This is a genomic window from Zunongwangia profunda SM-A87 (genome assembly GCF_000023465.1).
Lineage (GTDB): Bacteria > Bacteroidota > Bacteroidia > Flavobacteriales > Flavobacteriaceae > Zunongwangia > Zunongwangia profunda.
The window spans coordinates 4,575,450-4,588,962 of record NC_014041.1; the positions used below are offsets into that span (position 1 = coordinate 4,575,450).

The following is a 13,513-nucleotide window of genomic DNA, read 5'->3' on the forward strand; positions in this document are numbered from 1 at the left end:
AAATTTATTATTAAGAATTGTTCTAAATAAGTTTGTTTTTTTAAATTTCATTTCTATTTTTGTCGCTGAAATAATCACTTACTTATATTAAGTCTAAATAAATTTAATGATGAAAAAAATGTTTTTTACCGCAATTATAGGAAGCCTTATTTTTGCTTCGTGTTCTTCTGATGATGAGCCGATTACTGAAACCTCAAACATTGAGGTGCCTTCAAACTACACCTTCGAAAGAGATGGACAATCCACAGTGGATTTTAGTGGCCAGACCACCCGAATTTTAATGGCTGAAGAAATCCTTAATTCCTTTACAGATTTCGAAAACACGACTGTGATATCCTTGCAGGCAATGTATGCACATCAGGAAGGGGACCTAGATTTTTCAGACGCTGCCTTAAATGCGTCAGATAAAAACGTACGCAGTAAAACGGCTGCGTCCCAAGATTATTTTAGCGCAAACACCACAGAAGCGGCAGCTATAAGAAACCTATTCGATAGCTATATTTCCGGTCAGGTCAATGAGGTATTCCCTAACAAGGATGTCCTAGCAGTCGCTGGCAGTGCCGGTCAACTTGCCGATGGGACAAAAACCCGGTATGTTAACGCTAAAGGACTTGTGTACAACCAAATGTTTGCAAAAAGCCTTATTGGGGCGCTGATGGCAGATCAGATGCTTAACAACTATCTCAGCATAGCTGTTCTTGATGCTGATAATAAAGTTGCGGACAACGACAATGGGATTACAGAGGATGGAGAGACCTTTACCACGATGGAACATAATTGGGACGAGGCCTATGGATACCTCTACGGAACATCCGTTGATGCAGCCAACCCGAATGTAACCATTGGGGGCGATGATAGTTTTTTGAATGATTATTTGGGCACAGTAAACGCAGACCCGGATTTTTCTACCATTGCTGCCGATATTTTTGATGCATTCAAATTGGGTCGTGCCGCGATAGTGGCAAAAGATTATACAGTACGGGATACCCAGGCTGCCATTATACGTCAAAAAATATCCGAGGTAATTGCCATACGTGCGGTATACTATTTACAACAAGGAAAAAATTTGCTTGCAAACGGTGATTTTGGCGCCGCATTCCAAAACCTTTCTGAGGGTTATGGGTTTGTTTTTAGCTTGCGTTTTACTAGAAACCAGAGTACAGATACTTCCTTCTTTAGCACAAGCGAAGTTGATGGTTTTACATCTGCTCTCTTGGCGGATGGACTCAATGGTTTTTGGGACCTTGAACCTTCAACACTGGACAGTATTACTGAAGCTATTGCCGCTAAATTTGACTTCACGGTCGAGCAAGCTGCCAGCGCAAATTAAATAAAAATTGAATTAGCCACATCAACCGATTTACCGCCGATGGAAAAATCGGTTGATTTAAAAAAAATAGTTATGAAACACTGGAAACTTTGGAGTTTTATTAGTATCGGACTGCTGATTGTAGCGTGTTCAAAAGATAATGGGAACGAAAACTTGCCACCGGCTAACAATAATTTTGATCGTGGCGCAATGCTTTTAAATTGGGCAGATAATATCATTGTCCCTGCATATACTTCTTTTAAAACAGAGGCCGAAAACCTGAACAATGCCGCAACGGTCTATTCAAATGAGCCTACAGAGGCAAGCCTACAGAGTTTGCGCGCCTCGTGGACAGCGGCCTACATTTCCTTTCAAAAGGTCTCTATGTTCGAAATAGGCAAGGCCGAAGAGTTACGGTACAGAAACCGACTGAATATTTATCCATCAAACACCCAAAAAATTGAAGATTTTGTAGCCACCGGTTCTTACGATCTGGCCTTGCCATCTACAATGGATGTACAGGGTTTCCCTGCTATAGATTATCTGATCAACGGTCTTGGAGCAACAGATACCGAAATTGTAAGTTTCTATACTACCAACGGCAATGCCCTGGGATATAAAAATTATCTCGGCACCCTTACGGAAACTATCCTGCAATTGACCACAACACTCTCGGTCTTTCCACTTCCGGCAGAACCTATTATGGATGCACCTCGTTTGATGTTATCCAGTTTAAAATTTCCTTTCGTGGTGGCAAAATTGACTTGATATTTGGCATTTCCACTTTTAGGCTCGTCCGTTTTATGTAAGAATACATACATTACTATATTAATTAATGTCAGAGGACAAACCAAATAAAGTGCTATTTGAAACAATGGTAATTGTTCATTTAAATAATACACAAAAGCACCAATCAATAGAAAATTGACGACAAATGCATATCTGCTTATCCGAAATATTCCATAAAAAACACTACTGGCCAAACCAATAATAAAAAGTACCGTTACGAGATTGTCCATTTGCATAGTTTTAGATTAGATTCCGATGGAACTCGATTTAATGGCCACTTCCGCACCACGTCGTAGCCTATTAAAAATTTTCATTGCCAATTGTGCTTGCGTGACCGGAATACTCGGCATTATTGGAATATTACTTTCACGCATTAATTTGAACGCAATCGCTTTTTCATTGGTGGGCAGTTTCATTAGTGAAGCAAAATAGATTTTCGGATTCTTGTTGAAATCCTTTCTTGCTTTATAAGTTTCAGCAAAGTTCCTTTGATAGCCAAAAGACTTGTCAAAAGTCTTTTCCGCTTTCTCAAAAAACCCATCCCTATCAAATCCCCGTTTTACCGTTTTACCATTTAATTCAACATCAGAAGCTTTGTATTTACTTCCTGGGGACAAAGAGAATTTATTGGAAGCATCCTTACGGCTCACAATAATATGGATATGACTTTGGTTTCCTGCTTTTGGCATTCCTTGTACGATTCGTTTTCCGTTCTGTTGGTGTGGGGCTTCTCTTTCGAGTTTCCCTATTTCTTTTTCCAATTTTTTCACATTCCCTTCTGCTCGTCCATCTTGCACATTTCGGATTTCAGTTTTTAGTTGAAGTATTTTTGTGGCATACGGTTGGTTTTCTTTTATCTGAAAGTCCGTTCCTTTAAAGGCTCTTTGGTGTTCAATTTTAGCATAGTATTTTATATCATCGATTGTAATGGGTCGCCCATTGATTTCGCGATTAAATGAAGCCACATAATCCTTCATAGTCTCACGGGTGTATTTTTGCAAATCCTCACTATGGTTCTGCAACCGTTTCAGTTCGTATTTAGATGGGCTTACGGTAATGGAATAAAACCGTGGTTCGTGCTTTTCGAGTTTTGCCGTATTGCCATCAATTTCCTTGACCACTTCCTCTGCTGAAATCTCGTCGCCGTATTGGTTAAAAAAATGTTCCATATCCTGCTGTTCCAGTCCTTGGTTTTCCTTCTCCAGATAACCCACAAAATCAGCCGAACTTTTAGAATAATTGCTTCCCATTTTTTGAGGTGTTATTGTTATGTACATAGCTTAAAATTTTAGAGGTCGTTATTAAGATTTTGCTTTTCGCGAAAGCGTACTTTCTTTTTTTCTTCGGCATATTTCTTTTCCACTATCAAAGGTTTTTTGCTTGGCTGTTCTGTCTCAAAAAGGGATTGAATCATTGCAACTGTAGGCTTGGTTTGGGTCTTTTCAACATCCCTCATTATAGCGATTACTGCATTGATTCTTTTCAGTAACTTGGCTTCGATGGTTCGTCCTGTCGGACCTAATTTTTCTTTTGGAGATATCTCATTGTAGAAGAAAAAATCAAGAATGGCTTCCATCGTTTCCGTATGTGTCTTGAAGTGCTTTTTTGAAAATTCCTGAAAACGTTTGGCAGTTTTCCTTTTGAACCTGATGGTGATGAATGAATCCATTTTCTTTCGCTTTTTTTTGTGTTTGACGTAAATCCATCCCTGTTTACAGACTGTGTGGGGGCATTTGACGCAAATCGAAGAAATTTATATAATCCATTAATTTTCAAGTATTTTAAAATCAATGGATTATACGCTAAAAGGAATATGTAACGTGGCTCTGCCCGTTACCCTCTTGCTATTCCTTTTCGTCACGCCAAAGCGTGACAAAAATTTCATACAATCTGGCTAAAAAGCCAATTGCCTTTTAGGAATCCGAAAATTCCTATATGTAAATTATAGATGGATATAGCTATCAGCGAAAGTTAAAAATGGGATAACTATATTAATTTATGTGTGCTGAATTTCAGCGAAATAAAGATACGCTTTTTTCTCGACTTGAAATTAATTGCATACAAAAACACCTCCAAAAATTTAGAGGTGCTTGACTATAAAATTTAGAAAATTAGATGTTAAATACAAACGTATAGGAATATAAATTTCGCAATGCTTCTTCCTCTATCATCGTTTCAAAACAGGTGTAATTTTCTCTTACGTATTTGCGAATATCGTCGCCAAATTTTCGTTCCACATCCTTTTTGGAATCTTCCAAAAGACGGTTTTGAGCCTCCTCGCTCAAGTCTGTAAAATTTAGATAAACCATAGCTTTAAATTTTAGTATTCGCTTGGTAACATCAACGTATCATTTACAAAAAATAACCGCAGTTCATCGAGCGGAAAATCAGTTACCCGATAACCGTGTTTTTCCAAAATATTGTTGTTGCCATCGCTGTATATTATCTCTGCTTCATAGCCTGTAAAATCCTGCTTATCTTCGGGCAATCTTTTGAAGTCTATGGTTACAAATTCGCTTCGGTTCATTAGACTTTTTGCAATTACGGAAGTGTCCGTAATGAGCCAAAAACAATCTGCTACATTGGCAAGATATTTTAGTCCGTCTGTAAAACGTGTTCTTAATAATGGGATTTGGTAGAACATTTCCGTTCCGTGAAAATGTTGCAATCCTTCTTTGATTTCGTTAACTTGTGCTTTCATTGTTATCTATTTTTATTAGTGGATAATTAAAAAGAGGGCGCAATTTTCGACGAGAACGTCCTCTTTAATTTTTATGGTTACTTACCATTTTAGACCCGAGCAAAAGAATTTCCCTTGCTACAACTTCGGTATAGTATCGTTTTTCGCCTTCCTTGGTTTCATAAGAGCGTTGTGCCAATTTGCCTTCAATAGCAATTTGTTTTCCTACTACTGCATATTTTTCAATAATTGTAGCGAGTTTTCCCCAAGCCACAACACTATGCCAATGGGTTTCAGATTGTTTTTCGCCTTTTGCATCCTTGTAATTTTCATTTGTAGCCATTGAGAACTGCGCCACAATTTTTCCATTTTCAAGATTTGTAACCTGTGGGTCTTGCCCAATGTTCCCGATTAACTGAACGTGATTTTTAATAGTTTTCATAATAAAAGTTTTAAAGATTATTAATAAAAAAGGGCGCAACTTTCGAGAGGTACGCCCTCTAAAATTTCAATGATTACTTATCATTCTTGCTTCCAAGCAAAAGGATTTCATTTGCTTCGATTTCGGTAACATATCGTTTGATACCCTCTTTGTCCTCGTAGCTTCGGGATTTCAATTTTCCCGTAACACCTACTTCCTTGCCTTTACCTACAAATTTTTCGATAATTTCGGCAGTCTTGCCCCAAGCCACAACGGTATGCCAATTGGTTTCTGTTTGTTTTTCGCCTTTGGCATCCTTGTAATACTCGTTAGTTGCGAGTGAAAAACGGGCTACTTTTTTACCGCTTTCAAGGTTTGTAATGGTTGGCTCTTGTCCAACGTTTCCGATTAACTGTACGTGATTTTTTAAAGTACTCATAATAAAATATTTAAAGATTAATTAAAATGCTATCTGAACTATTCAGACAGTTTATTGTTATATTTTTTGAAGTGATTTACTTATTATATCTTGAGCGTTTTCCTTTTTTGTTTTTTTTGGTGCCGCTTCCTTTTGTATGTTTTTGTAAGATTTCATAAGTTTTATTTTAGATTTACTTCCCATAGCGCCCTCGCTGTTACCTTTTTTTTGTTGCTGATACAGTTTCAAGATTTTGAATTGATAAGGACTTATAAAAAGTGAAGCGCAGCGTAACGGTTTATGCAGTCTGTTCAAGTTCAAAATGTTGGTATTTTGCTGGCAAAAAAAGGTTAGGGCAGCGAGGGTGCGGAAGTATTTCTAAAGACTTTGTGAAGTACAATAACATAGGAAGTGGCACCAAATGATTAAATGGAATTCCGATTTGGCGGACTCCGTTCACGATTTCGGATTGGGAATGAAGCGTCCCGTTCCAGCGCAGCGGAGCGGGTAAGCGGAATGGAAAGTAGAAATTGGGGATGGTGTCCAAGACTTTTGTAGGGAAGCTCTTTTCCCGGAATGTAGCTTTTCGCGGAATGTAGGGGAATGTGCTGAACGGGTTAAAAAAATTGAATTCGATAAAAGGTTAATATTACTTTGGTGAGTAGTTAACTCACTCTACAAAAAGTTCTTTCTGATTTTTAGATTAAACATTATTTAATAATATCTGGTAGTAAAAGGGATGCTTTTCTCTGTAGTACGCTAAATGACTTTCGCCACTATCGACATTATAATTTTCACTACTTAATTGATAATGTTCTTCTGCTTCTTGCAATGAAATGTCGGATTTTACAGCTGTATTTTTCATAATGTTAAAATTTTTGGTTAAACAATATTTGAGCAGAAACCAAACGGAAGCTAAAATCTTGGCTCAAAAGGAAACGGAATAAATAAGTGATGGAAGAAGCGTTGGCTTTATGCCGTAGTCTTTTGATGGAAGTATTTTACGAGTTTACCTTGCGTGTATATTGTATGATAATTAAGTTCCTTTTTAAAGCGGATTTGATTCTCGATTTTGGCTAGGGAATGTTGTGTTCCTTTCCAGCATAGGAAAGGGTTAACGAAATGGAAAGTCAAAATTGGGGATTGTGTCCAAGACCTGTGTAGGGAAGCTCTTTTCTTGGAATGTAGCTTTTCGCGAAATGCAGGGGAATGGGCTGAACGGATTTTATAAACTTATTCTTCTCTTGAAACAGAATTTAAAGCGGACTTAACTTGAAAGGTGTAGGTTGAAATGGAGTTTGACCACTTCCCGATTTTCTTGGGAATGAGTGGGCAAGTGGAAAGGAAATCGGAAGCTTTGGAGTTGTGTCTAAGACTTGTTTTAATGAAGCGCTTTGCCTGAAATATAGCTTTTTTGCGGAATGTAGGGGAATGGGCTGAATGATACTGGGAATGTAATTCTCTTGTTAAGTAGGGTAGAATTATAAAATTCTATTCATCTTCGGTTGCTAATAATTTACAGGCTCTATCAAGGATTTCTAATAATTCTTTCCAATTAAATATTCTCAATTTATCAAGTTCTTCGTCTTTAAGTATTAAATTATCGATTGATACCTTCAAATGATTTAAACTGTCAAAATCATCTGGAAACATATGTTTTAAACTCGAACTCTTATAGCGCTCTTGCATTGCTTTGGTAAAGTGTACTAATGTGCCATTACTAACTGAAGTTAAAACGATAAAGAGTTGTTCCCCATTTATATACTTTAAAAAATCTTTAGAATATTTCTTTGCCTCAAACAGTTGGTTTAAATTTTCAATATGTTCATTTTCGAGTAATTCCATCAATATATTGCTTTCTGAAGCTTCGGATTCCTCTCTAATGACTTTATGCACAGCAATAATTTTGTCTCGTATTGGTTGCATTTCAGGTATACTAACAGCAAAATGGGCTAAATTTTCAAAAACTCTATCGTTGATTTCCTTGCGCTTTGAAGCTAAATCCAAGCCTTTTGAAAGTATATTGTCGATTTCTTGCGATGTTTTTGCAATTAATCCATTCTGTGAAAAAAAATGATAAAAATTTGAGAGCCTATCATAATCATATATAGAATAAAGACCCTTTTCAGCATTCTGTAATACGTTTGCTACTAATTTTTCAAATTCATTTCCATCAATAGACCTAAAATCATAAGTAACGAGTCTCATAAATTCCAATACTTCTTCGGGATGTTCTTCGGGCTTTCTTTTTTCCAGTTCATCTTTTAAATTTTTAATATCAAGATACCCTGAAAGGATATAAGTGTAAATGCTTCCGTAAAATTGAAACTCGTTGATTCTACTTTCCACATACTTCAAATAGAATTTTTCAGCATAGGTTGGCTCTATCTCCGGTTCTTTTTTATCTTCTGGAAAGAAGCTATTCATTGGAACACTTTTACCTCTATTTTGATACCAAAAATAAGATGTATTTTCCAGTCCGTTGAAATCATTACTCTCATCAGATTTCAAATGACCTCTCTTGAACTCAATTGAAATAAGAGCTGTAAACAGAATAACCTCTTCTTGAAATTCCGAAGCTACATCTTTCAGACTTCCGTAAATTTTAAAAAGACTATCTAAAAAGAACGATATGATTCTCAAATTATATTCTTCATATTCAAAAAATATCCCGTAGATATAGTCTTTATTTTCCTTTAAAAATGTAAAATACTCATCTTCGATAGTATATGTTTTATAGAGAGTCGGAAGGACTTTTTCCAGTTCAGGTTCATAATTAAGTTCTCTGCCTATAACTTTTTCTTTTATCTTTAAATAATTGGCATTGTCATCAATTTTAATTGCATCAGCCAAGATTAGACATTTCAAGTTTTTGTGCTCTACGAAGTCATTAATAAAGCCGAATAATTCTTTTATAGGTATTTGGCATCTTTCAAGGTCATCAAAACAAATAACTTTATCATTAAATTTTAAGCCATCCAAAGTTACACCACTCAAAATATTACTGAAGTCAACCTTGAAAAACTTGGTTACGGTATTCCCTATGTTACCTGTTAGTCTTGCTATATTTTTTAAAGCTTTATTTTCAGGCTTTCCAAAAAAGGGAATTAATTTAATCATCAATTGCTGTTGCAACTGCTCTACGGTTTTCAATCCATTCAACGAAATATATAATGGCTTTAGCTCTTGTTTTTTTACCATTGCGTGCAGCGTTGTTTTCCAAAAAAATGTCTTGCCACTTCCCCAAGTACCATTAATAAGTAAAGCGTATTGTGTTGCTTCTTTCCTTAAATATTCTTTAAAAATCTCTTCAATATGTGCTGTTTGCATATTGTTTTGTGTTTAACTGTTTATTACTAATCTCGAATTTCTCTTGGTTTTTGCCATCCTACTCCTTTTAAACTGGTAACAATTCCACTGCCTTGTACCAGTAATAAAATATAGACTTATCCGGCTGGCGTTTCAATTTGTTCAAGTATGCCCATTCTACATTTTCAATAGTAAGTTCGCTTATACCTTGTCCTTCGTAATATTCAATTTCAGTAATTTCGGGTTGCAATAAAAGTGTATTCAAATAGGCTACTCTGGCCGAAGCTGCAAGAGCTTCCTCTATCCTGAAATTTCCTGTCATCAAAAACGCACTTCCAAAACTGCGTATGCCACGGTTTAATTCGTCAAACTTCTTTTTTGTTTCCTTGGTTGGATTGCGTTCCCTTTTGGCGATGATGGCACAGGTGTTTATGGAATCCCAAAGAACATCTGTTTCTTTGAGGTTTCTTTTGCCGAAATCTTTATCGGAACTACGATAGGATAGTTCCGCTTTCGAGAAAGCGGAAAAACTTGCCTTAACAATAGACATATCTGTAATGTTTTCAAACAACTTCCCTAAATCGAACAATTGCTTACAGATTTCCATTGTAAATAACTGGTCGCCCTTATAATATGGAATACCAATGGTCTCTGGCGCAAAAGCAGTAAGCTTATCGCCACAGATGGAATTTACCGATGGTGTTGTAATCGTCGTTGTAGTTCCAGCGACCGAAAGCCAAGATACTTCTATGGCAGATTCTATAAGTTCTGGATAATGCGGACTGTCAAAAAGAATGTCCAGCAGAATTGTTCCTGAAACATTCGGGTTGTAAACCGAGTCAAATTCAAAAGTATAATGTGCCTTTGGAACACCTTCTTTATAACTTCGACGCTCATTCAAGATGTGGCTTTTAAAATGTGAGTTGGCAACAACCGCATCGAGAATTTTTTTCAATGGGTCGCGTTTTACACTTGAAATGATATCAATGTCGATTGAAAACCGATTGCCTTCTTCAAGTAAGAGTACGAGCGATGTGCCGCCTTTAAAAACAAAATCAAGTCCTTCTATCTTTAGATGTTCTAATAAAGAGAATGCGTGAACCATTTTTTCCAAAATGGTCACATTAATGCCTTTATGTTCTTTTTTTGACCGAAAAATATCCAGCCACTCTTTTGTGAAGCTTTTGTTTTCAATCATTGATTATGTCCTCTAAAATATTCGGTATGTGGTTATTCATAAATTGCTTGATTTCCTGTTCTTTCTTTCGTCTTTTCGCATAGCTAAAGAACTTTGTGAAATTAATACTGTATCGCTCAAGTATTTTTTCATAAATATTTATGAGTTCAGAGCCTTGGTAAAAATGGTACAGGTTTTCATCGGCAAACAAGTCCACCATTATTTTTTCAAGCGTTGCAACTGGAACTACATTTTTTTTGTCTTTCAATTTACTTATCGGTGCTCTGGTGACGAGACGTTTTATGACCACGGGAACAGCACTCTCGGAAATGTAGAATTCAATTTCCTTGTCATCGGGATTCAAGAAAAAATCCATTTTCAAGGAATCATTTAGATAATAGTATAGTGATTCTGTAAATTCCTTTTCCACTTCTACTACAATCATTTGATTGGATACTTGATGCTGCGTAAATTCATTGAGCCATTGGTTTTCCCATATAGCATATTGGATTTCCTCAAATCGTTCATTGGTCTTACTTGCTATTTTTAGAACACTATCAGACAGTACTGGTCTATACTTGGGTTTATAGGATATAACATACAATCCACGACCAATAGTTTTGATGATGTCTTTTTTCTTCAGGTCGTAAATGCGCCAACTAAATGTACTTTCCTTCAAATCTGGTTCAAAGTCCAAATAGAACTGAAATAGCTCGTCCCTGTCAAAAGAACTTCGCTCCTTAAACGCTTCTATAAGCTTGTTTTCTATAATTTTTGGCATAATACAATATCAAAACTTTGCCAAAAATACAAAAAAGTGGCGAATATTTGAAAACTAATTATCGCCACTACATCAATAAAGTGGTAAATATTTGAAATGGTTATTTTTGGCTTTAATTAAATATCAACTAAAGTTGTCGCTTGAGGTAGTCTTAAAAGCGGACTTAACTTTAAAGGTAGATTGGGAATGAAGTGTTTTCCGCTTTTTTGGGGGGGTATAGCGTAGTGGAAATCTAAAATTTTGGAATTGTGTCCAAGACCTTTGTTAGTGAAGCTCTTTTCTCGAAATGTAGAGCAACGGAATGTAGGGGATTGTGCTGATTGGGATTATAAATGTAATGGCATAAAAAAACCTCCCTACCAAAGTAAGAAGGTGTTTTTGTTTTCAATTTAAACCGATTATTTATTTAAAATATGTCTTTTAACGATTGTTCCTAAATCTTTCTCCGAAAACCATATATCCTCTGGATGAAGGTGCATAACGGGTGCTTGTTCGCACTTGTTGTTGCAGTCCATATCGTCGACTTCTATTTTATCTTTTAGTTTATATTTCTTAATATAATAATCTAAAAGCTTTCCCTTTTTCTTTCGGCATTTTACGCCGTCGCATCGATAAATTACTGACTTATTATTTTTAGATTCTGCCATAATTCTATTTTTTGAGCTTAATTTTTTTTGGTCTTAAAAAAATAACCACCAGCACTAATAATACTAATGTTATAATACCACCATATAAAAAACTTTGATTGGGATATGTAGTTCCCAAAAAACCTGCCAATGGATATGCAAATGCCCACCAGAGATGTGAAAATGCAAAATGAGAACCATACACTTTACCTTGTTCTTCAACTGGAACTGTTTCTCCGATAAGTGTTTCGGATGGAATCTCCGCAAGGCTTTGACCAAGTCCCGCAATAATCCATACAATGAATAGCATTGAAAAATCGAGATAATTGGCAAAACTTATGGCCACCCCTAATATCAGAGCTCCAATAATAAGAGAGATACGTCTTGATTTGGATTTATCAATTGCTCCAGAAACAAAGGCTGCTACCATTGCGCCAATAGCGAAAGCTGCCATTATGATTCCATAGTCCTTATCTGTAAGTTCCAATCCACCTTTGACCAATACGATGGTGTTTACCAAAATAAGTGCGCCCGCAATCGCAGATACAAATTCAATGAATAATGCAAAGCGCACGTATTGATTGGAAAATAGTAATTTAATGCCTTTTAAAACATCTTGCCAAGTGGTTGGCTTTATTTTACCCTCGATTTCGTCTGGGACTACATCCAACTTACTTTTCGGAAGGCTTAACAATAAAATACCTGCTATCACAAAAGTAGCAGCATCGACAAAAAATATTTCCCTTGCACCCAACCAGATGGCTAAAATTCCTGCCAAGCCTGGCCCCAAAACTCCTAAAAGCTGATACGTGGCTGCTGATAAACCTATGGCTTGACGGTATATGGATTTATCTACAATCTGCGGAATAATAGCTCGATAGGTCGGACTAAAAAATGCGTTGAAAACATTCATAAGAAAAATGAGAACATAAATTTGCCATTCTTCAGTTACAAAAGGCAAACAGCCAACTATAACCATTCTTACAAAATGTGTGGTGTATAGTATTTTCTTTCGGCTAATCCTATCTGCTAATACGCCTGCAAAAGGCGAAAATATAATGAATGCAGTAACTCGTAAAGTAAGAGCTGTTGCCAATATGACCGCAGCCCTTTCTTCGCCGAACTGATATGCCAAAAGAGCCAACCCGACCCACGTAAAGGCATCGCCCAATAAACTTATGGTCTGTGCCAAATAAAGTTTTGCGAATAAACGATTACGTAAAGCTTGGAATGGTTCTAATAGTTTTGACAGTTTCATTAATTCTCTAAATATTAATTGAGTTCAAAAGTTTAATTTGTGCCTGCTGAATGGAAGGGTATTTCAATTGGGCGTAGAAATTGACCTTCCATTGCAGGACTTTAGGTTATAATGTATACTGACCTTTGAGCCTCAAGTTTACTGTTACATCTTCATTACTGGTATTTCTGAAAAACCAACCGTGTTTTCCTTCATAAGGGGCTAAAAAAGTGCCAACCATATTATGGGAATTTGAAATCGTATAGCTTTCAAAATAAACCTCTTTTACCTCCTCTTTTTGTTTTACCTCGCCGTGAAAATCAAAGTACAGTACTTCATTGTTTGCGGTTGTCCATTCATATTTCATTGTTCCGTATTTGAGCATATCTATTTTAAATTCTATGCCTTTTCCGGCCGGAACTATCACTGTAGTTTCATCCTCGCGTGCAGCTAATTGCTCTTCGGGTGCTGGAAAATCTGCCTCAACGGGTCGAGCGACATCGGGTCCCGACCCAGCTTTTTCGAGTTTTATTAATGGAAGATTTGATGTTGAGACCATCATTCCCAAATCATCAGTTTGATTGCTTTCAGGCACATAGAGTTTGCTAAACCCTAAAACTTTACCTGCTCCTGTTGGGTCTATACCATATTCCGCAGGTAATACTGCTACAACCAAAAGAAGTGCTCCAACAACTAATGCTATGACGGTTGCCTTTATAATTTTACTTTTTTCCAAGATTGGATGTTTCATTTCTGACATAATAAT

At 36.5% G+C, this 13,513-nt stretch carries 16 protein-coding genes; 2 read left to right on the forward strand and 14 right to left on the reverse strand.

The window, feature by feature from the left end; translation table 11 throughout:
- The first annotated feature begins 109 nt into the window (after nt 1-109).
- Nucleotides 110-1,330, forward strand: coding sequence for a DUF4856 domain-containing protein (locus tag ZPR_RS20160; protein ID WP_031427476.1), 1,221 nt, complete (start codon nt 110-112; stop codon nt 1,328-1,330).
- A 72-nt stretch (nt 1,331-1,402) separates the two neighbouring features.
- Entirely contained in the window at nt 1,403-2,077 is a 675-nt protein-coding gene (locus ZPR_RS20165; protein WP_187288245.1) for an imelysin family protein, read from the forward strand.
- Nucleotides 2,078-2,343: 266 nt separating this feature from the next.
- Here the strand turns inward: ZPR_RS20165 and mobB are convergent, their stop codons facing one another.
- The 14 genes from mobB to ZPR_RS20225 all read right to left on the reverse strand — a co-directional run bounded on the left by mobB (nt 2,344) and on the right by ZPR_RS20225 (nt 13,507).
- Nucleotides 2,344-3,375 (reverse strand): MobB family relaxase, encoded by a 1,032-nt coding sequence (gene mobB, locus ZPR_RS20170; RefSeq protein WP_008610766.1) that lies wholly within the window; start codon nt 3,373-3,375, stop codon nt 2,344-2,346.
- 11 nt (nt 3,376-3,386) lie between these two features.
- Complete coding sequence (locus ZPR_RS20175) at nt 3,387-3,767, reverse strand: BfmA/BtgA family mobilization protein (protein WP_008610765.1); 381 nt, start codon at nt 3,765-3,767, stop codon at nt 3,387-3,389.
- Between the two features lie 442 nt (nt 3,768-4,209).
- Nucleotides 4,210-4,407 (reverse strand): hypothetical protein, encoded by a 198-nt coding sequence (locus tag ZPR_RS20180; RefSeq protein WP_008610764.1) that lies wholly within the window; start codon nt 4,405-4,407, stop codon nt 4,210-4,212.
- Between the two features lie 11 nt (nt 4,408-4,418).
- Nucleotides 4,419-4,799, reverse strand: coding sequence for a DUF6876 family protein (locus ZPR_RS20185; protein WP_008610763.1), 381 nt, complete (start codon nt 4,797-4,799; stop codon nt 4,419-4,421).
- Between the two features lie 64 nt (nt 4,800-4,863).
- Complete coding sequence (locus ZPR_RS20190; protein ID WP_008610762.1) at nt 4,864-5,220, reverse strand: single-stranded DNA-binding protein; 357 nt, start codon at nt 5,218-5,220, stop codon at nt 4,864-4,866.
- Between the two features lie 73 nt (nt 5,221-5,293).
- The gene (locus tag ZPR_RS20195; protein WP_008610761.1) at nt 5,294-5,638 is read right to left on the reverse strand and encodes a single-stranded DNA-binding protein; all 345 of its coding nucleotides are present in this window, start codon (nt 5,636-5,638) and stop codon (nt 5,294-5,296) included.
- A gap of 57 nt (nt 5,639-5,695) precedes the next feature.
- Nucleotides 5,696-5,866 carry a hypothetical protein gene (locus ZPR_RS23525; RefSeq protein WP_159106029.1) on the reverse strand — a complete coding sequence of 57 codons (171 nt, stop codon included), beginning with the start codon at nt 5,864-5,866 and terminating at the stop codon, nt 5,696-5,698.
- 454 nt (nt 5,867-6,320) lie between these two features.
- Entirely contained in the window at nt 6,321-6,482 is a 162-nt protein-coding gene (locus tag ZPR_RS23530) for a hypothetical protein (RefSeq protein WP_008610760.1), read from the reverse strand.
- Nucleotides 6,483-7,108: 626 nt separating this feature from the next.
- Nucleotides 7,109-8,947, reverse strand: a complete 1,839-nt coding sequence (locus ZPR_RS20200) for a P-loop NTPase fold protein (protein WP_008610759.1) — start codon at nt 8,945-8,947, stop codon at nt 7,109-7,111.
- A 67-nt stretch (nt 8,948-9,014) separates the two neighbouring features.
- On the reverse strand, nt 9,015-10,124 hold the full coding sequence (locus ZPR_RS20205) for a nucleotidyl transferase AbiEii/AbiGii toxin family protein (protein WP_013073644.1): 1,110 nt from the start codon (nt 10,122-10,124) through the stop codon (nt 9,015-9,017).
- Nucleotides 10,117-10,884 (reverse strand): DUF6577 family protein, encoded by a 768-nt coding sequence (locus tag ZPR_RS20210; protein ID WP_008610754.1) that lies wholly within the window; start codon nt 10,882-10,884, stop codon nt 10,117-10,119. Before ZPR_RS20210 ends, ZPR_RS20205 begins: the two co-directional genes overlap by 8 nt.
- Before the next feature lie 398 nt (nt 10,885-11,282).
- Nucleotides 11,283-11,531 (reverse strand): (2Fe-2S) ferredoxin domain-containing protein, encoded by a 249-nt coding sequence (locus ZPR_RS20215; protein WP_008610753.1) that lies wholly within the window; start codon nt 11,529-11,531, stop codon nt 11,283-11,285.
- A 4-nt stretch (nt 11,532-11,535) separates the two neighbouring features.
- Nucleotides 11,536-12,768, reverse strand: coding sequence for an MFS transporter (locus ZPR_RS20220; protein WP_008610752.1), 1,233 nt, complete (start codon nt 12,766-12,768; stop codon nt 11,536-11,538).
- Between the two features lie 106 nt (nt 12,769-12,874).
- A complete protein-coding gene (locus tag ZPR_RS20225) occupies nt 12,875-13,507 on the reverse strand; it encodes a hypothetical protein (RefSeq protein WP_008610751.1) in 633 nt (210 codons plus the stop codon).
- Between the last annotated feature and the right edge of the window lie 6 nt (nt 13,508-13,513).